The organism is Streptomyces sp. NPDC093984, assembly GCF_044764595.1.
GTDB lineage: Bacteria > Actinomycetota > Actinomycetes > Streptomycetales > Streptomycetaceae > Streptomyces > Streptomyces cynarae.
Map to the genome: position 1 here is coordinate 861,473 of NZ_JBIWIM010000001.1, position 18,217 is coordinate 879,689.

Annotated in this window: 11 protein-coding genes and 1 pseudogene; 6 read left to right on the forward strand and 6 right to left on the reverse strand. The window is 69.3% G+C overall.

Features of this window, described 5'->3' with window-relative positions; all coding sequences use genetic code 11:
- Positions 1 to 46: 46 nt before the first annotated feature.
- From ACIRC0_RS04005 to ACIRC0_RS04015, 3 genes are all read right to left on the reverse strand, one after another.
- Positions 47 to 439 (reverse strand): hypothetical protein, encoded by a 393-nt coding sequence (locus ACIRC0_RS04005; RefSeq protein ID WP_403610870.1) that lies wholly within the window; start codon positions 437 to 439, stop codon positions 47 to 49.
- The gene (locus ACIRC0_RS04010) at positions 439 to 2,931 is read right to left on the reverse strand and encodes a DUF4132 domain-containing protein (RefSeq protein WP_403610873.1); all 2,493 of its coding nucleotides are present in this window, start codon (positions 2,929 to 2,931) and stop codon (positions 439 to 441) included. Before ACIRC0_RS04010 ends, ACIRC0_RS04005 begins: the two co-directional genes overlap by 1 nt.
- 141 nt (positions 2,932 to 3,072) lie before the next feature.
- Entirely contained in the window at positions 3,073 to 3,678 is a 606-nt protein-coding gene (locus ACIRC0_RS04015) for a DUF4328 domain-containing protein (RefSeq protein WP_403610874.1), read from the reverse strand.
- Between the two features lie 277 nt (positions 3,679 to 3,955).
- Here ACIRC0_RS04015 and ACIRC0_RS04020 point away from each other — a divergent pair, with 277 nt between their 5' ends.
- The 3 genes from ACIRC0_RS04020 to ACIRC0_RS04030 all read left to right on the forward strand — a co-directional run bounded on the left by ACIRC0_RS04020 (position 3,956) and on the right by ACIRC0_RS04030 (position 7,728).
- Positions 3,956 to 4,843, forward strand: a complete 888-nt coding sequence (locus ACIRC0_RS04020) for a squalene/phytoene synthase family protein (RefSeq protein WP_403610877.1) — start codon at positions 3,956 to 3,958, stop codon at positions 4,841 to 4,843.
- 195 nt (positions 4,844 to 5,038) lie between these two features.
- Complete coding sequence (locus ACIRC0_RS04025; protein WP_403612691.1) at positions 5,039 to 5,941, forward strand: RNA repair domain-containing protein; 903 nt, start codon at positions 5,039 to 5,041, stop codon at positions 5,939 to 5,941.
- Between the two features lie 545 nt (positions 5,942 to 6,486).
- Positions 6,487 to 7,728, forward strand: coding sequence for an Ig-like domain-containing protein (locus ACIRC0_RS04030; RefSeq protein ID WP_403610879.1), 1,242 nt, complete (start codon positions 6,487 to 6,489; stop codon positions 7,726 to 7,728).
- Positions 7,729 to 7,971: 243 nt separating this feature from the next.
- Here ACIRC0_RS04030 and ACIRC0_RS04035 read toward each other — a convergent pair whose 3' ends face one another.
- Complete coding sequence (locus ACIRC0_RS04035) at positions 7,972 to 8,910, reverse strand: LysR family transcriptional regulator (protein WP_403610882.1); 939 nt, start codon at positions 8,908 to 8,910, stop codon at positions 7,972 to 7,974.
- 120 nt (positions 8,911 to 9,030) lie between these two features.
- On the opposite strand from ACIRC0_RS04035, the gene ACIRC0_RS04040 reads away from it, so the two are divergent.
- Positions 9,031 to 9,705 carry an FMN-dependent NADH-azoreductase gene (locus ACIRC0_RS04040; protein WP_403610885.1) on the forward strand — a complete coding sequence of 225 codons (675 nt, stop codon included), beginning with the start codon at positions 9,031 to 9,033 and terminating at the stop codon, positions 9,703 to 9,705.
- Between the two features lie 1,557 nt (positions 9,706 to 11,262).
- Here the strand turns inward: ACIRC0_RS04040 and ACIRC0_RS04045 are convergent.
- Positions 11,263 to 12,562 (reverse strand): annotated as a pseudogene (locus ACIRC0_RS04045) (hypothetical protein).
- Positions 12,563 to 13,277: 715 nt separating this feature from the next.
- On the opposite strand from ACIRC0_RS04045, the gene ACIRC0_RS04050 reads away from it, so the two are divergent.
- A complete protein-coding gene (locus ACIRC0_RS04050; RefSeq protein WP_403610888.1) occupies positions 13,278 to 14,687 on the forward strand; it encodes a hypothetical protein in 1,410 nt (469 codons plus the stop codon).
- A complete protein-coding gene (locus ACIRC0_RS04055) occupies positions 14,684 to 17,338 on the forward strand; it encodes a hypothetical protein (RefSeq protein ID WP_403610891.1) in 2,655 nt (884 codons plus the stop codon). The genes ACIRC0_RS04050 and ACIRC0_RS04055 overlap by 4 nt, the downstream gene beginning before the upstream one ends.
- A 631-nt stretch (positions 17,339 to 17,969) precedes the next feature.
- Here ACIRC0_RS04055 and ACIRC0_RS04060 read toward each other — a convergent pair.
- Complete coding sequence (locus ACIRC0_RS04060) at positions 17,970 to 18,170, reverse strand: hypothetical protein (RefSeq protein WP_403610893.1); 201 nt, start codon at positions 18,168 to 18,170, stop codon at positions 17,970 to 17,972.
- Between the last annotated feature and the right edge of the window lie 47 nt (positions 18,171 to 18,217).

An 18,217-nucleotide genomic window follows, 5' to 3' on the forward strand; every position in this document is an offset into this window, starting at 1 on the left:
GGACGCGCCTGGGAGAAGGGCCAGTGACTCTCCAAGGTCCGGTCCCTCAGCCGCCGACGAGGGCGACGAGCTTGATGAAGACCAGGTCGGGATCGGTGGTGAGATCCACGACTTCGTCGAGGTCCTCGACCTGGCGATCGGCGACGAGCACGAAGAACCCGTTGGCCAGGAAGGCCCGCTCGGCGATCTCGGCCTGACGTTCCCAGTCGATGCGGCGGGGTTCGCGGAGTCGGTAGCCGTTCAGCTCCGTCTCGGCGTCGTCGGGGCGGACGAGGCCGTTGAAGCGGTCGCCCGGGCGGGTGTTGTGCCGGGCGACCTCCTCGCGGACCCGGAGCCTGATCAGCTCCCGCACGGTCATCCGTTCCGGCAGCCCGGCGACTTCCCATTCGGTGACCGGCTTGCCCGCCGCGGTCTCGTCCCGGAACGTCACGGTGGCCATCAGGCACCTCGCTTGATCTGTATGAGAATCGACTCGTCGGTGATCTTGCTGTCGGCCGCCAGCAGCAACGCCTTGCTGAGGATCAGAGAGAGCCGTTCGTCCTCGAACGGCAGGAACACCTTGCCGTCGCCCTTGCCGCGCGACGGGACGATGCACAGATAGGCGTCGTGGGGCTCCATCAGGATGTTGGTCGAGCCCAGATGGATCTTGTATCTGCCGAGGTCCCCGCGGACCACCAGGAAGCGGCCGTCGAGCGAGCACCGGTCGGCGATCTTCAGGCGCGGCAGGATCCGCTCCAGCGCCTCGCGGCGGACCTGCGCGCTCGCTGTCAGCGCGCCGAAGGTGGCCGTCCGCCAGTACGCGGCGTAGCGGTCGTCGCCCCGGTCGGTCCAGTCGGGATCGGCGGCGATCGAGGTCACGCCGACGAAGAGGTCCACGTCGCGCATCGCCTCGCTGAACACCACCTGGGGCACGTCGGCGAGCGGAACCTCCCTCCAGCGCCGGCCGTCCCGCCGTTCGAAGCGGACCTGGTCGGTCGCGGCGTACTGGGGCGCGTAGTCCCGGTAGTCGTCCTCGGCGGGCTCGTGGTAGAAGCACGCCCGCCACTCGCCGTCGCCGAACTCGGCCCGCGCCCGCCCCTCGTAGCCGCCGTCGTGGCGGCCGAGGAAGTTGGCCTGCCAGCCGCGCTCCTTGAACAGGGCGTAGAGCTGCCGGTAGTGGACGATGTGGGCGGCGAACCGGTTGGAGTAGACGCCGGTCTCCTCCTCCGCCGGGGTGAGCAGGTAGATCTCCCGGAAGGCCTGTTTGAAGGGCTGCCGCAGCCGCTCGGCGACGAGCCGCTCCCGCCACGCCCTGATGTCGTCCGTCGACGCCCGGATCGGATGCCACAACCGGACGCGCTCGGGCTCGCCGGGCGGCTCGGCCATCGGTGCCACCGCACGCCAGTCGCCGTCCGCGCCCTGGAACTCCCAGATCAGGCCGCGGACGAGAGTCCCGGTGACCGGATGGTCGCGGTAGTGGCGGCACCACTCGTCGTACGGCCACTCGCGCCCGGCCGACATCAGCGCCTCGACGCGGGCCCGCTCCCCCGACAGTGTCCCCCGCACCTCCTTGGCCAGGGTTTTCAACTCCTGGAGCTCGTCCGGGAAGCCGTCCTTCACTGCCGCCGGAGCCGTGCGGGACGTGCCCCCGTCGGGGCGTGTGAAGGTGAGCCGCACGGTCGCCGCGTCCTCGATCGCCACCCGTACCCGGTGTCCGCCCAGGTCCCGTTCCAGGGAGCCGTCCGGCGCCAGGCCGTGGTCCGGCACGCTGCGCTCGACGAGCTGCTCCGCCGTGATGCCCTGCTTCCCGGCCGCCGTCACCAGCGCGGTGTCGAGCTGCTTGCGCAGAGCGCGGTGCTTGATCCGGGACCGCAGCCGCCACAGGGCCTCCAGCGAGGCCGGATCGCCGGTCTCGGCCAGCGCGTTGATCGCCGCGCCCGCGAGCTTGAGATCCTCGATCACGCCGGTTCCGGCTCCGCCGGTCCGCAGAGCGAGCGCGCCCAGGTGCCGCACCGCGGCCGGGCCGCCGGTCAGCGCGGCCGCCCAGACGACGCCGCGGGCCAGGTCGCCGTCGTTCTGGTGGACGACGTAGTGATAGTGGTAACCGCCGCCGATCCAGCCGGTATGCGCACCGCTTCCCCTGCTGCACAGCGGATCGTCCTCGGCCAGCGCCCGCAGGACGTCGGCCACGAGGTCCCGCGCCGACGCGGCGTCCGCGAGTTCGAGGCACGTCCGCCGCCACCTCAGTGCGGGGCGCGGGCCCGACAGGCTCGCCAAGTGGCGTACGAAGCCAGCCAGTTGCGGCGTCGGCGAGGTCTTCGCGCGGTCCCTGAGCGGGGTGGCCCAGGGAGCGTCGGCGGGGATCAGTCCCTCGGGCAGGTGCGCCTCGTCGACGCTGGCGAGCAGCCCGCGCAGGCGCTGGGCGAGCGATGCGCGCAGGCGCGCCTCGACAGGGGTGGCCATGAGCTCCGTGTGCGCGTGCCGCAGCCAGGGCATGACCGCACGGCGGCCGTCGGCGTCGAGCTGGTCGGCGGCGTTCAGCACCAACGCCAGCGAGTCGGCGAACCAGAAGCCCATGTCGTACTCGGTGGCACGGAGCAGCATCACCGCGACCTCGTCGGGCGTCCAGCCGCGCACCCGAGCGATCAGGCGCCCGATCTCGGCGTCGTAGTGCCACAGCGTGTCGCCGAAGTCGGCGGCCAGCATGAGACACAGGACCGCGGCCCTGCCGTCCTCGTCCGCGCAGGCCGCGAGCCGCTGGTCGATCTCGGCCCGGGTCGCCTGGACCTCCGCCTCGAATCGCCGGTACTCGGGCCCCATGGCCCGGCGGAACTCGGTGCGTTGACGTTCCAGGAGGTCGACGAGCCAGCGGACGCGGTCGAGCGCGGCGGACCTCACGTCGTCGAGCGAGTCGTTCCTACGGGATTCTGCCACCAAGGCGTCGTAGAGCATGGCGGGATGATGACAGGGAGGACTGACAACACGATCGACCTGCGGGGCGACGTGGGGCCACAAGGGCGGCTCGACCTGCGGACCCGAGCTTCATTCCGCGACGGCCCCTGCCCCGCCCGGGTCGGCCCCGGCGTCGATCCCTCAGGCGTGAGCGAGCGGTTCGACAGGTGCCGCGGCGCGGAGCGCGGCACCCTGTAGCCGGGTGAGGTGTTCGATGACGCAGATCGCCAGCAGCGCCGCGCCGATGGTGAGCGTCTCCGCCACCACAACGAAGAGGATCGCGGTGCCCTGTCCCGCCGTGAGCGCCACCGCGCCCATCACAAGATGCGCGACCCAGACCGCCCACCAGGCGTTCACCAAAGCCGCCTTGCTCGCCTTCTGCGACACGCCGGCACTCGCGCGCTCGATGTCCAGCACGAACTGGCGTGGGAACCACCAGTTGAGCACGGGGATGAACCACGCCACGACAGCCCAGACACCGGACGCCCCGACGGATGCGCCTGTGAGTATCTGCGCGTTACGCCGACAACGCCCCAACCACACAAGGAACAACACGGCTGCCGCCGTCATCGCGTAGACGAAGACCATCGACGCGAACCCGGACTCCTTCAGCGACGCGTCCGTGGGGTGCACGACGTGAGCCCTGACGGCCGTGGCTCGGTACACGTCCGCCACGGCCGCCACCACTATCGCGCACTGCGCGAAGCCGGCGTAGAGCCGGGGAGACTTGGCATCGGGCCTTGTCATGGTGGACATCCTTCTTCTCGCGGGCGCCGACTCTGTGGCAGTCGAGGAAATGGACAGCTGGACAGATTCGGGCAGCCCCGGTCTCCCAGGGACGAAAGCACTGCTGCCGACTTCGGCCAGTACGGCGACCTAACGATACGGTCGTGGTGGCGCAAGGGAAGCCGTCCATCTGAGACGCCTGTCAGAGTGCACCGGAGAACGAGACCGCCGCCCGTCGGCTCATCGGAGACGGACAGCCTCTCCGCCCGCTTGCGACGACCGCCCCTACGATCGGCCCATGCGAGGGTGGACGAAGAGCCTGGACGCGGCTGGTGTCCGAGCGCCGGGGTTGCGTGCGGACTACGACCGTCAGCGGCAGATGGTGCGACGCTTCCGGCGCACCGCGTACCTGGCGGCCAGGCTGCTGCTGCCACGGCCGTTGCTGCCGCATGTGGTGGCGGCGACCGCCGTGATGCACCACGGCGACAACCTTCTGGACACCGGGCCCCTGCCGCAGCGCGAGACAGCGTGGGCGTCCTGGGAGCGGCAGGTGCGCGAGGCGTTGCGGACGGGGACGAGTGACCGTCCGCTGCTCCGTGCGTTCGTGCACACCGTGTCCGCCCATCCACGGCTGCGGGAGATCGTGGAGACCTACCTGGCGACCGCCACGGCCGAACTGCATTTCGCGGGCTTCGCCACCGAGGCCGACTACCAGGCATACGTGGACGCCTATTCATACCCCGCCTTCATGCTCGTCGCGGGACTGCTCGCACCGGAAGACGACGACCTGCGGTACCAGGCCGCATGCCGGACTTTCATCGAGGGCAGTCAGCGGCTCGACTTCGTCAACGACCTCGCCGAGGACGTGCGGGAAGGACGCGTGGGCATCCCCGTCGACACGATGGAACGGTTCGGGGTCACCATGGACGGCATGACGGCCGGCATCGGCGGCTCGGCCCTGGAGGAACTGATTGCCGAGCAGGTAACCACCGCACGCGCCGCCTTGCTGGCCGCAAGGGAGCTTCCGGCGCTGACCGCGGCCGACGGCCGACGGCTCGCAGGTGCGCTGGTGGAGATCGAACTGCTCACGGCGGAAGCGGTGCTCGCACGGGGCGCGGGGGTACTGCGCGGTTCCGCGAACCCGCCGCTCGTCAGGGCGCTACGCGTTCTCGCGCGGCAGTACTGACAGCCCGAACAGGGCGCAGGCACGTGTGGCGGGCTACAGCCATCGCCGATCCTGACGAGACGAGTCGCCTCGGCACACACCATCGCCATCACGCACGGAACCCAATTGGTTGCGGTGGGTGAGGAACGGCCGTCGAGGACAGGGTGAGCGGCACCCTGGAGGAGGAGAAGGTGTGATGGCGGGAGACGAGGCGTGATGCGGACCAGCGACGAGATCTATCACCGGGTCCGCTGGGACCCGCGGTTCGACCCGGCCCGGTTCGTGCTGGGGATCAGCCAGCGCGGGGATGCCCTCAAACGCATCCCGCTGCCTTCCTTCGTGCCCGGAGGCGACATCCCGTGGCATCGGGTGGTGTTCATCGAGGCGGACGGCGAGGTGGTCTGGGACCGGGCCACGGGTGTGGACCGCATCGACGCGTCGGGCGCCGGCCGGGTGCGGGACCCGCAAGCGGACCTGAGCTTCGGCAGGGGCGAACCCGGCGACGTCCTCGACGTGTCCCCGACCGCCCGCACGGCGGTGACCTGGATCCCGCCCGCGGAACTGTGGCCGCCGATCCAGGACGTCCGCCGGGATTACGATCCGCAGATCCACCGCTGGCCGCCGCACGTCAACGTCCTCTTCGGCTTCGTGCCGGAGTCCGACTTCGAGCGGGCCGCCCCGCTGCTCGCCGCGGCGACGGCCGAGACGCCGGTCTTCACCGCCCGGCTGGACGGGGTGCGCACCTTCCGGCACAGGGCGTACTCCACCGTGTGGCTCGACCCGGCGGCGGGCGGCAAGGCGCCGTGGGCGGACCTGCACGGCGCACTGCAGCAGCGGTTCCCGCGCTGTGGTGGGCCCGCCAAGAACTTCACCCCACATCTCTCCCTGGGCCGGACCCGGGATCCGCAGCGAGTCAGCACCGACTGCGCCACCCGGCTCGAGGCCATGACGGCGACGGTCTGGGAACTCGTCCTGCTCTCACGCAGGGGTGACGGGCCGATGCGACCGCGGGCCACGGTCGCCCTGCGCACGGGCGAGGTCCGCTGGCTGCCCGCGCCCGGCCCCGAAGCGCCCGGCCCGGAGGACACGGCGTGGCTCTCCGAGATCACCGGCAGGTGAGGCCACAGCCGGGCGGGGCATGCGCCGCCAGGCATTCAGACCGCATGGGCAGAGTGTCCGAGCCGCCGCTGACGAGCGTGCCGTGCTCGCGTATCCACCTCACCAGCCCGAGCTCGTCGCGCAGTTCGGCCTGTCGCTGAGCCGCCGTCGCTGTCAGGCAGGCACGCCGGCCTGCATCCCAACCAGGCGCCGACACGTCGCGGCGTACGCCTGCAGCCTGTGGACACCGACCCCGAACGCGGGCCGGTCGTGTCCCGATTGGATCATCACCGACCGGCCCGCGCACCCGACGTTGGTCAGCGAGGCCGACTTCATCACCGTCCAGAATCTGCGCTCCGCCGGGAGACTGCGCCCGGCCGCACCCCCAACGCGTACGCACACGAGGACCACGTCCTGCTGCGGCGATGCGCTCGACGTCGCGTGGCCTTCACCACAATTTGCCCATTTTCAGACAGATGCATGCCTATAAGTGGTTCCAAGGCTGGTTGCATCCCTCCGGCGTTCAGCTCGCAGCTGTGTAAGGACCAGTGGCATGGGAGAAGCGTTTGATCACGGTACGTAAACGACGCACCGGGCTGGTGGCTACGGCCGGCGTACTCGGCGGCGTACTCGCAGTCACGGCACTCGGCGGTACCAGCAGCGCTGCGACCGGCGGCAACGACGACGGAAGTCAACCGAAACCGCAGGCGCGCGTGGATCAGGCGGCCGCCCAGGAAGCTTCCGACGCCCGCATAGAGATCACGCCCAGGCAGGGTGCTCACCACGTCGGGATCAAAGATCCCGTCAAAGTCACTGTCAGCAACGGCCATCTCACCAAGGTGACCATGACCGCCGTCGCGACCGGTGCCGAGATCCCGGGCACCCTGTCCCCGGACGGTACCTCCTGGAAGCCGAACGGCCGGCTGGAGCGGGCCACCAGGTATCAGATCGCCGCAGAGGCCGAGGACGCCAAGGGCCGCTCCGCCACCGGGAACGCCACGATCACCACGGTCTCCCCGGCCAACGACCTCATCGGGCACATCTCCCCCGAGGACGGCTCGACCGTCGGCGTGGGCATGCCGGTGACGGTCGACTTCGACAAGCCGGTCGGCGACAAGGCCGCCGTGGAGTCGGAGATCCGGGTCAGCTCCAGCAGCGGGCAGCGGGTCGTCGGTCACTGGTTCAACGACGACCGCCTGGACTTCCGCCCCGAGAACTACTGGAAGCCCGGTTCTACCGTCACCGTCAAGATCGACGTCCATGGCATCCAGAAGACGGTCACGTTCAAGATCGGGCGGAGCCAGATCAGCACGGTCGACGCCAAGACCAAACAGATGACCGTCGTACGGGACGGCAAGACGATCAAGACCATCCCGATCTCGTCCGGCAGCCCCGAGCACCCGACGTACAACGGCCAGATGGTCATCTCCGAGAAGTTCGGGCAGATCCATATGAACGGTGCGACCGTCGGTCTCGTGAAGAAGGACGGCAAGCCCGCCTACGACATCAAGGCCGTACCGCACGCCATGCGCCTGACCGACTCGGGCACGTTCGTCCACGGCAACTACTGGGGTGCCGACTCGGTCTTCGGCAAGGTCAATACCAGCCACGGCTGCGTGGGCCTGAAGGATGTCATGGGCGGCGGCGACGGCAAGCAACCCGCCGCGTGGTTCTTCGACAACTCGATGATCGGTGACGTCGTGATCGTCAAGAACTCCGAGGACAAGACCATGTTGGCCCCGGACAACGGCCTCAGCGACTGGAACATGCCGTGGAGCGAGTGGGTCGCGGGCAGCACGACCCCCTGACACCCTGCCACTCTCCATGCCCAGGCCCAACGAGGCCCCGCACCCCGTACGCGAGCGGGTACGCCGGGTTCGGTGAGCGGCAAGGAGAAACGGATCGGTGACGACACCGGCGCCGCGCGGATCGTCGCCGAGCACTTCGACACCGCGCGCCCGCACCGTGCACTGGGCGCGTCGGCCGGAGACGGCGGCCCTGCTCGCCGCGACGGCCGCCCCGGACCGGGACTTGACGCGATCGTCTCGCGGTCATCCGGAACGGTCGGTGCGACCGGGGTGGGACAGGTGCCCGGCCGCCTCGCGCAGGGCCGACAGCAACGCTGCGGTCGGCGCGCTGTTCAGGGCGCCCTCCCGGACGACCAGCGTGGTACGGCGAGTGAGGCGGTGACCGCGCACGGCGAGGCGTACGACGGGATGGCCCGGCCGGTCGGGGGCGAGGTCGGGGACGAGCGCGACGCCCCAGCCCAGGGAGACGAGGCCGAGAACGGCTTGCAGGTCGCCGGTGTCGCAGACCACGTCGGGGTGGAACCCGGCCCCGGCACACAGATGCAGGGCGAGCCGACCCAGGTCGGTGGTGCGGTCCAGCAGCCAGGGGGCGTCGGCGAACTCCTCCATCGCGCGCGGCTTGCCGCTCGCCGCGAACGGATGCCCCGGTGCGACGGCCAGCCGGATGTCGTCGCTGATCAGCTCCTCCTCGTGCAGACCGGGCCGGCCGACGGCGGGGACGTATGTGTAGCGGGCGGCGAGGGCGACGTCGAGTCTGCCGAGGCGGACGTCGTCCCGTCCGCCGTCGGGCGTCACGCCGTGCAGGGTGATCCGCAGCCTGGGGTGCTGGGTGCGCAGCCGGGTCGCGGCGGAGGCGACCAGGGCCGGTCCCTCGTGCAGCGGGACGCCGATGCGCAGTTCACCGGTCACCTCACCTTCGCGGGAGCGCAACTCCGCCTCGGCTTCCTCCAGTTGGGCGATGACGCGCTCCACGTGCCGGACCAGAAGGTGTCCTGCGGCGGTGAGCCCGGCGCGCTGGCCGTCGCGGGTCAGCAGTGTCGTGCCGGTCTCGTCCTCCAGGACGGACAACTGCTGGGAGACGGCGGAGCGGGTGTAGTTGAGGGCCTGCGCGGCGGCGGCGATGGAGCCGCGCGCCTCCACCTCGCGCAGCAGCATCAGTCTTCGCACGTTCAGCACCGTCATTTTTCCTTACGCATCTGTCCAACGATCGTCACGCCAGATTACGTGAAGTGCGGCCGGTGGCGGGATTCAATGGATGTCGAACGACATTGTTGTGATCAGTCCCACGGAAAGGCGGCACCTATGACCACGCTGCTGCATCTCGACTCCAGCCCGCGTCCGGACTCGGTCTCCCGGCGGCTCTCCGGGGAGTTCGCGGCCGCATGGCGCAAGTCCGACCCGGAGCGGACGTACGTCTACCGCGACCTCGCCGCCGACCACGTGCCGCACATCGACGCCGCCCAGATCGCCGTCATGCACCGACTGGAGACGGAGGGCGTCCGCGACCTGGCCGCCGCCCGGGACGCGGCCCGCACACCCGAGGAGGCGGCGAGCTGGTCGGTGACCTGGCCGCTGGTCGAGGAACTCCTCGCGGCCGACACCGTCGTGCTCGGCGTGCCGATGTACAACTTCTCCGTCCCCTCGACCTTCAAGGCGTGGTTCGATCGGATCCTGGTGGCACCGCTGATCGTGGACCCGGAGACCGGCCGGGGGCCGCTGTCCGGCAAGAAGGTCGTCGTGGCCTCCGCGCGCGGCGGCGCCTACGGTCCCGGGACTCCGCGCCACGACTCCGACCACCAGGAGCGTTACCTGCGGGCCGCGCTCGGCATGGTGGGCCTCGCCGACGACCTGACCTTCCTGCACGCGGAGATGACCAAAGCGGACCACGTGCCCCGGCTCGCGCGGTTCAAGGACATGGCGACGGCGTCGTACGAGGCGGCGATGGACGGGGCCCGCATCCTGGCCGCGCGTGACTAGGAGAAGCTCTCGGCGAGGCTGTCGGCGCGGGGCAGACGAGGCGTACGCGGACGTCGGTGCCCCCGCGCTCGGGCCGCACGCCGCGATATCGTGCGCGACGGAAAGGCGTGACGCGTCGCCGCGGCGGGTGCGGCATCCCGACACCGGCGGCCCGCGCGGCTGAGCTGTCGCCGGTGTCCGGATGCCCTCCTGCCCGTGTCCGGCACCGCCCCGGCGGGCGCGCCGCGAACGCGGCCGGGCTCGGTCCATGGCGGCCGCTGCCGTCGGGGTCTTGCCGCCCTTTCCGGGGGCGTCAGGAGTACTCGGCCCAGCGCTCCACAGCGGTCAGCCACGCGATGCCCGGGTTCAACCATGCCGGGAACCTTGGCACCTTCGTCGAAGTATTCCGCCCGGCTGGTGGCGCCGGCGAAGACCTCCGCGGCCGCATGCAGGTAGTCACGGGTGTCGCCAATGATGGACGCCGGGGCGCCTCGGTTGGGATCCTTGTGTCCGGCCACGACGGTGGTCGGGTCTCGGAAACGACGAACACCCACCCCGGCCGTACGCCGGAAGCGGGTGGGTAGTGCGGACCGAACCTCGTAGCCGCATGCGGTGGCGCCCGACCGCATCGCCAGCCGATGGGTGCCGAGCAGCCAGATCGTGACCAGCAAAGCTTGTCCTGCGGCTGGTCCGGAAGAACCCGTCGTGGGGCTATCGCTGGGGGCACGCCGAACTCGGTGTCGTCGGCATCAAGGTCGCCGCCTGCACGGTCTAGGAAGTCCTCAAGGCCGAGGGACTCGGCCCTGCGCCCGACCGCAGGGCCACCACCTGGGCCGACTTCCTGCGTTCTCAGGCCCCACGTACGGCCAGTTGCCGTTTCACTGTGAGTAGTCGAAACGGGTGGAACGCTGTGACCGGTCGGCCATGCGGTCTGAGTGCCCTTCGAAGCAGCGGTCGGCCTCCGACAGCTGACGGGTTGCGCCGACTCGCCCGAGTGTGGGAGCTGGTCGCTTCGCAACGCTCGGGCGAGCGGGCGTCTTCGTCGGCGCCGACGCGGATGATCCGAGCGAAGGGCTCCTCAGCCTCGCTCGTACGTTGCGCATACGCGCGGAGATTGGGCCCCTACGGAGCCCTCAGCATCACCATCAGTTACGACAACGCCACGAGGACCGCGACCGTAAGGTCGAGGCCCTCGCTTGCGTATCGTTATAGCGAGTGGGACGTTCACGAGATCCTTTGACCAGCAGAAACAGGGCTAACTGGTGTTGAGGTTCCCGCGAGACGCAAGATCATCCCCCGAGAATATGCACACGCAATCGTTTTGACGGGATGAGCTGTGTCCTGAGGCGACTCGTCCGCGCAGCTTCCATGCACGCACTTTCTGCGTCTCACAGCCCGCACCGGCAGCATGAGCTGGAGAGTCCCGTGCCCGATTGCACCTTGGACCAAGCTGGGCCGGGCACGAAAGGTCAACATCACCCTCAGTTACGTCGGCCGCGTGGCCGTAGGGCCACCATCGCGTTCGAGGTTTCGGGCCGTCCCGCACCACGCAGCACGTGAGTGTGAGCGCGCCTACGCCTACGCGGACAGCGCAGGGAACACGATCACCGAGCCGTCCTTGTTGCGGGCAATCTCAATCGCCACGTCTGTCGTGCGGCTGTTGACCATGACGCCGTCGCCCAGCTTGCGAATCCGGTTTGCCGCTCGCATCAGGCGATCGACTTCACCGGTGGTGAAGACGGGCCACAGACCTTGCGGAGCTGCCAGCTCCAGCGCCGACAAGCGTTCCAGGACACCGGCAATGTTCCACTCCAGTTCGTCGAGGCGCTGCTGGTCGCGCTTGAGTTCGCGGGTGAAGTTCTCGAACAAGTTGTCAGGGTTGTCCTGGGCATGCTCGACAGCCTGCAGGACGACGACCCGCCTCTTCAGCGCAATGGCCAGGGCAGCGAGTTCGAGGTGGGCGCGGAACATGCCGCCATGCTCGTCGACGCCGGGGAACGACTTGGCCAGCGTGCTGATCTCCACGGACTTGCCCTCGGGCAGCTTGTCGAGTGCGCTCTGCCACCGGGCAAGGCAGCGGTCAGCGGCGCCCAACGCCGTGTTGATGGCGTGCACTGCCGAGTCCAGTCCCAGGGAGACTCCGAGCTTGCCCTGGTCAAGCAGAATGGCGGTGGCTTTGTCGATGGCATCGCGGCAGCCGTCGAGTTCGCTGTGCTCATCTTCGAGCTTCTGCTCGTGCAGCTGCTCCAGCAGTTCTGTGATGTGTTCGATAGCCTGATGGCGCTTGTAGTCGGCATGCGCGCTCATGCCCACCGCCACGGCCATGAGCACGAGCGGTGCGGCCACGGTGAGCGCCGCGCTGCCGGCGGCCGCGACGCCAGCTGTCGCACCGGCTCCGCCAACCGCGCCTGCTGCCGCCGCTTTACCGACTGGCACGAACGTCGCATTGGCGGCGATGCCCGTCGAGTTCATGAGTGCGCTGTGGGTGCCACCGGCCGCCGCCTTCGACGCCATTGGGCGAACGATGCCCTGACCGAACTGGGCGGCGACCTTCGCCGGCACCACCATGCGATACAGGTTTTCGCCGGCAGCGGTCGCCCTGGCCGCTGTAAGGGAAGTTCGCGTCGATGAACTGTGACAGGTGCTGCGCCAGGGGACTCGCGGCATCGAGCGGGATGCCTCGGCTGCGGTCGAGTTTGTCGGGCAGCGGATGCACCTCAAGTGTGGCGATCGGCGCGGCGGCCAGGGCGGCCAGCACACCACGCAGTTCAGCCAGGCGCTCAGCCGTCATCGGCTCGCCTCCGGCCAATGCCGGCACACGGACGTCACCGGTCGCCAGCGTCCACACCGGAACGACTGCCTTACGATCGCCAGTCATCGTCTCCCCCTTGATTTCCAACAACAGCCTACGGCTGACGTCCGACAAGAACGGCATGAACCTCGTGTATGCAGCGACGGACTCTGTCTCCCGGCAACTGACGATCTCACAACGGAGGGACGGCGTCCCCACCTGTGATGAGCTGGCGGGACCGGCGGCTCGCGGCGCGGGACGACGAGACCCTTTGGGCACGCTGGAATCGCACGCAGCGAAAGATCGCGGACCGCCGGGGCCGCGTAGCAGCCTCAGAGTCGCCCTGACCACAGCACTCCCGCAGGGCATCTAGGTTTCGGGAACTTGCAATCGCCCTGGGTACAGACGGCATGGCGGAGCCCGTTAATGCGCTGTCTGTCGTCGCTGCCCCATGGGGTTCGTGAATCGATCGCCTGCGTCAGCCCCGAGCTCAACTCGGTCGCTGCCGAAAGCCAAGTCGCGGACGACCTTGAGGCGAGATCGGGCGCGTCCCGGCAACTTCCCGAATCCAGTCGGCGGTACTGGCCTCTCGTCCGCAATCAGCATCTATTCTGAGGCAGGGTCAGGTAGCTCCTGCCGATGCAACGCTCCGGCAGTCAACAAGGGGTGGCAAGTGACAGCGGATGTCCGTGGGCCGGCATGGGCACTCGAGGGATTGGGCGTGCGGTCCGGGCGCTATCCCCTGGCGGTGGAGGGCCCGGTGATGCGGGCGGTGGACCGGTTGGTTCCTGGAGTGTCCACCGTGACCCGCTACATCCGTTACCACTCGCTGTATGCGGCGATCGCGGCGCACGCGGAACGGAACGCTTGGGACATCACCGCGTGCCGCCGGGCGGTCCGCCGCAGCGAGGTCCTGCTGGCGGCGCTTCAGCACCACACGGAGACAGATCCGGCGTGGCTTGCCCACGGGGTCGATCGGGTGCGGCGTTTCTGCGCAGAGGAACTGGAACTCGCGCGAGCCGCCGATGAGGAGCAGCTGAGCCAGTCGTACTCACCCCGCCGCTGGGGCTTTTGGGACCAGTACGGCGGACCCGCGACGGTGCTCGGCACCGTGGACGTCCGGGACGGAGTGCTCAGGCCCGGCCGGCACCCGTGCCCTCCCGCGGTCAAGGAGCTCTTCGCACCTCTGCTGTCTCTCGCGGAGCGGGACGTCGTGCCCGTCGCCGCCCTGGAGACAGCGGGGCAGGCGGCTCTTGGCGTCCCGTGTCCGGCAGAGCGGGAATGGCTGACGGACGTGCTGACCGCAACTCGCGGTGGAGGAACCCACGCGCAGGGGGACTGGGAGGCGTCCGACCGCACTCGGCGTGCGACCCTCCGTATCCTCGGCCGGGCGATCGATCTCCACGGTCATGAGGGCCACGGGTATCAGGAGACGCTGCGCTCCGCGGTCGCCTTCGGCGGCGAGGCGACAACGGATCCCGTTCTGGCGGCGATTCCCGAGACGGCCGGTTGGCGGGGGGTGTTGCTGCGCCACTACTCCGTCGGTGCCTGGCGTCGGCTTTGGGCGGCGCTGGTGGCCGATGTCGGCTCCAAGGACGGCGAGGCCGACCGGTCGGCCGCGGAACTGCGCGACTGGCTGGCGCAACAGGCCCCGGATGCGAATGTACGGCGGGTCCTGGACGACCTGCCTCCGCTCAAGAACGCGACAGGTCAATTGTTGCCGGTCGAACGGCAACTCCTGACGCAGGGTGCCGATGCTCCGATGACCAATGTGCTGCTCCTGATGGTGGGTGCGCTGCGCTCCCGGCAGGGTCATCTGCCAGACGACGTACGGGCCGTCTTCCTGGGCCGTCAGCGGCGCTGGGCCGAGTTCCTCGACCCGACGTGGGTCGACGGCCTCATCGACGACTACGCCGAACGGCCGGTCCGCGACCTGGCCGCCCGGCTGGTGGACGACATGCTCGCCCAGTCCCGCAGAGTCGCCCTCGCGAAGCTGCGCACCGACCCCGCGACCGGCGGGCTGAAGATCTTCTCCCGTCTACACCTTCGCAACGAGCGTTATTTCAAGACCGGTGACGAAGGAGACTCCGACATCGGCACCCGCATCCCCCAACTGGGCGCCCTGGCAGCGCAGCTGGGGCTTTTCGCGGTCCGCGACAACTGCCACACCGTCACCGTGGAGGGACGGCGAATCCTGGAGACAAACCCATGAGCGCGGCACAGCACACCCGGTTCGCATCCCCCGTCACGCTGCTGAGAGAGTGGAGCGAACGCAGCGATCAGCAGGCGCTGCACGAAGCACTCTTCCTCGGTTTCACAGTTGATCTCCCCTTCCTGGAAAAGGTCGCCATACCCGTCGCCCGTGGCCTGGGTGCCCGCACCGCGGTGATCGGTGATGCGGCCCAAGGGCTGTACGACCCGGTCGATGTGCGCATGGCCGGCCGCAGTTATCTGCACGGTCTGGCCTCCTGCCAGCGTGCGTTCCACCCCAAGGTCGTCCTTCTGATCGGAGAACACGCCTGCCGGCTCGCAGTGGGTTCGGGTAACCCGACGCTGTCCGGCTGGGGTGCCAACGACGAATTGTGGACGGTGGTGGAAACCGAGAACGACGACTCCCACGCGCTCCTGGCCGACCTCGCCGACTGGTTGGACGCACTGCCCTCCGCCGTGGAACTGGCCCCTTGGTCGGCGAGTCATCTGGCGGAACTGGCTGCCCTTCTGACGGAGCGGCATGTCAACGCCCCGGTCGGACCGGAAACCGGTGCCCGGCTTCTGCACAATCTCGAGGAGAGTCTGCTGGACCAACTGCCGCTCGGTCCTGTCGACGAACTGCACGCGTACGCCCCGTTCGTCGACGAGGCCGGTCATGCCCTCAGCGGGCTGGTCGGCCGTCTGACACCCCGTCGCACCATCCTCGGGCTCCAGCCTCGCTGGTCGAGCTACGACGCCGGAGCGATCAAGAGGGCACTCGGCGGCTTCGACGCGCAGATCCGTTTTCTCGAGGAGACTCGGATGCGACACGGCAAATTCGTCGAATGGCAGGCCGGCGGCCGCCGATACGCTCTCACCGGGAGCCCGAATCTCACCCGCGCCGCGCTGTGCACCAGCACCCGGGACGGCGGCAACTGCGAGCTCGCCGTACTCGCCGCCGACACCGCGCCGCTGCTTCCCGAACAGGGGCGCATCACCTCACTCGCGAGCCTTTCGGGCCACACCATCCGGCCCTTCCAGTCCACCGGTCACACGCTCGTCCTGCTGGGCGCGAAGACGGACAGTGAAGGCCTGCACGTCTCTCTGGCGCACCCCCAGCCCGTGCCCGTGGCGATCAGCACGTCTCCGGACGGTTCACCGGGTTCCTGGACACGGACCGGAACCATTCCGGCGGGGGCGTCGGCCTGTTCCTTCCCGCTGCCCGAGGTTCCTGGTGCGGCGGTTCGCGCCACGTGCGTCCGTCCTGACGGCACCACAGCCGAATCTGCCGTCGTCTTCGTGTACAGCCCCGTGCACTGCGCACGGCGCCACAGCGCCGACAGCGGTCCCCGGCTGAGATACGACTACACGGCGCAGACCCTGTTCGCCGACGAGCGTGCCGCACGCCGTTTCGAAACCGATCTGCTGCGCCTGCGCGAACTCACCGCCGGAACGTCCGCTCCCCGGGTGAGCCCGGTGGGAGACACGACAACGGGCTCGGTGACATCGAGCGGCGTCGACCGCTGGGACGCCTACCTCGCCGACTGCCGCCGGATGATCGGGGCGCCGTTGACGGATCTGGCGTTCGGCACCTCGCCGCTCGACCTGCCGCAGGCACCCTCGTCGCGGTGGATCGTGTCGGCGGTCACCCTTGGCGTGCGGGAGGAGGACGACGAAGAGCACGAGGACGAGACGGAGGAGGTGGACCTCCCCACCACGAGTGAGCCGCTCGCCCCGTACGTCGCGCCAGAGCAGCGTGCCCGTTGTCGCGCCTGGGCTCAGCGCTGGGTCGCGGCGCTCACGGGCCCTGACGGTTCAGCCGCAGCACCGGTTCCGGTCCGGCTGCTCGTGGCCAACCTGTACGTCCAGCTCCTGGCCGCCGGAATCTGGGACGAGCAGGACCAGAGCTGGCGCGACGGACTCAGCCGCCTCCTCGAAGCACTCCGTTCCGAAGACCTGGCGGGCGAGGCGGACCACGATGCGCCGCCCGAGACCCGGCGACGGCTGGACGCGGTGGCGGCCGTGGTGATGACACTGCTCGTCCAGGACGCCACGTTCTCCGGCGGCGGCGAGCACGACGTACTGGCGGCCCATGCCTGGCACGGCAGCAAGGCGATGATCGCGCGCGCCGAGCCCGCCGAGGCGGAGGACCTGATGATCCCCCCGGAGCGGGCGCTCGCCCGCGTCGCGCCGTGGAGTGAGGTGGACAGACTCATCACTCTGGCGCAGGAAGACGACCCCTACGCGGAGGCGATCGAGGGGCTCACCGCGGCCGGCTGGTCGGTCGCATGCGAGGACGGGCTCTGGGAGATCACGGGCTCCTTCGGCAATCCGCTTCCGGTCGTGGCCAAGGCCGCCGAACGACTCGGGCGGCACCACGCCGACGGCGTGCTTGTACGAGCCCGCAGCAAGAACCGCTGGGCCTTCATGGCGTGGTCGGACCCCTACTTGGTCCTGCTGAATCCCCCGGCACGCGTCTGGTTCACCTACCAGGTACGCCCCCCTGCCACACCGGAATCACGGTTCAGCGGCGGCGACCTTTCCGCAGTGCCCGGCCGCGTCAGTTCGGCCCCGCTGCAGAAGGGCCCGCCGGAAGCGCTCATGAAGATTCTCGCCGAAACAGGCCTCACCTACCCGGAGTTGGTCAGTCGCCTGTTCACACTCGACACGTGACGGGGGAAGATGGCGATCAGTGCCGTGACGCCACCGGTGACGAACCGTCGAGCGGCTGATTTCCTTCGTTGACCTCGTCTCACCGTCACGCCGCTGCTCAAGGCGGGCAGGCGCGATGATGGTGGGAGCCTGTCCCGGGGGCAGGGAGCCGTCCGCCCCGAGCCCGAGCACTTGGCAGCGCACCAGTCCGTGCCGGTACCACAGTGCGGCCGTCCACGCACAGAGCAGCGCGTCGATGAGGTCCTCCCGATGCTTGTAGTCAGCCGCCTCCTGAGGTGAGGTCTCGGAGAGCAGTTGACGGGAGACCAAGTGAGAGGAGAGCAGGAGGGGCGGATCGGCGGTGGCCAGGCCCGCCATGTGCCCGATCAGCCTGTCGCACTCCGCCGCCCGTACCGCTCGCCACTCTGCCGTCGGAACTCGTGCCGGTCGACGCTTGTACGTGGGGCGTTCCTGGTCGTAGCCCAGCTCGGCGGCTCCGACCAGGGTCGTGTACGGATTACACTCGGAGAAGACCAGACCGCCGTCCCGCGGCCCGCCCCTGCCGTCGTCGTAGGACCAGCCCGACTCCTCCAGCCGTCCCGCAGCAGCACTCCGGCCTGTCGCGGAGTGCTCTGGTTGGTACTGTTCGCGCTCACCTTCCAACGGCCGTACCGCCGACCGACCTCCCGCTCGCAGGGCCGCTGGCCGACGGGTTGTCGACGACCAGCGGTGCGTCGACGAATGCCAGGGTCGATCCGTCGACGGCTGTCCTGTCCAGCCATGACATCGTCTCCTCGATGCCACGGGTCCAGCCGCATTCGATAATGACGCCGTGCGCGTTGATAGCGGCCACGCCAGTTTCATTGGGCTGGGTGCGTGCTCCGCTCTGCGCCCAGGCAT

Excerpts from the sequence above, each read along its gene's own strand:
- ACIRC0_RS04040 (WP_403610885.1), top strand. The coding sequence starts at position 9,031 with ATGACCACGCTGCTGCATCTCGACTCCAGCCCGCGTCCGGACTCGGTC.
- ACIRC0_RS04035 (WP_403610882.1), bottom strand. The coding sequence starts at position 8,910 with ATGACGGTGCTGAACGTGCGAAGACTGATGCTGCTGCGCGAGGTGGAG.
- ACIRC0_RS04020 (WP_403610877.1), top strand. The coding sequence starts at position 3,956 with ATGCGAGGGTGGACGAAGAGCCTGGACGCGGCTGGTGTCCGAGCGCCG.
- ACIRC0_RS04025 (WP_403612691.1), top strand. The coding sequence starts at position 5,039 with ATGCGGACCAGCGACGAGATCTATCACCGGGTCCGCTGGGACCCGCGG.
- ACIRC0_RS04055 (WP_403610891.1), top strand. The coding sequence starts at position 14,684 with ATGAGCGCGGCACAGCACACCCGGTTCGCATCCCCCGTCACGCTGCTG.
- ACIRC0_RS04010 (WP_403610873.1), bottom strand. The coding sequence starts at position 2,931 with ATGCTCTACGACGCCTTGGTGGCAGAATCCCGTAGGAACGACTCGCTC.
- ACIRC0_RS04005 (WP_403610870.1), bottom strand. The coding sequence starts at position 439 with ATGGCCACCGTGACGTTCCGGGACGAGACCGCGGCGGGCAAGCCGGTC.
- ACIRC0_RS04015 (WP_403610874.1), bottom strand. The coding sequence starts at position 3,678 with ATGACAAGGCCCGATGCCAAGTCTCCCCGGCTCTACGCCGGCTTCGCG.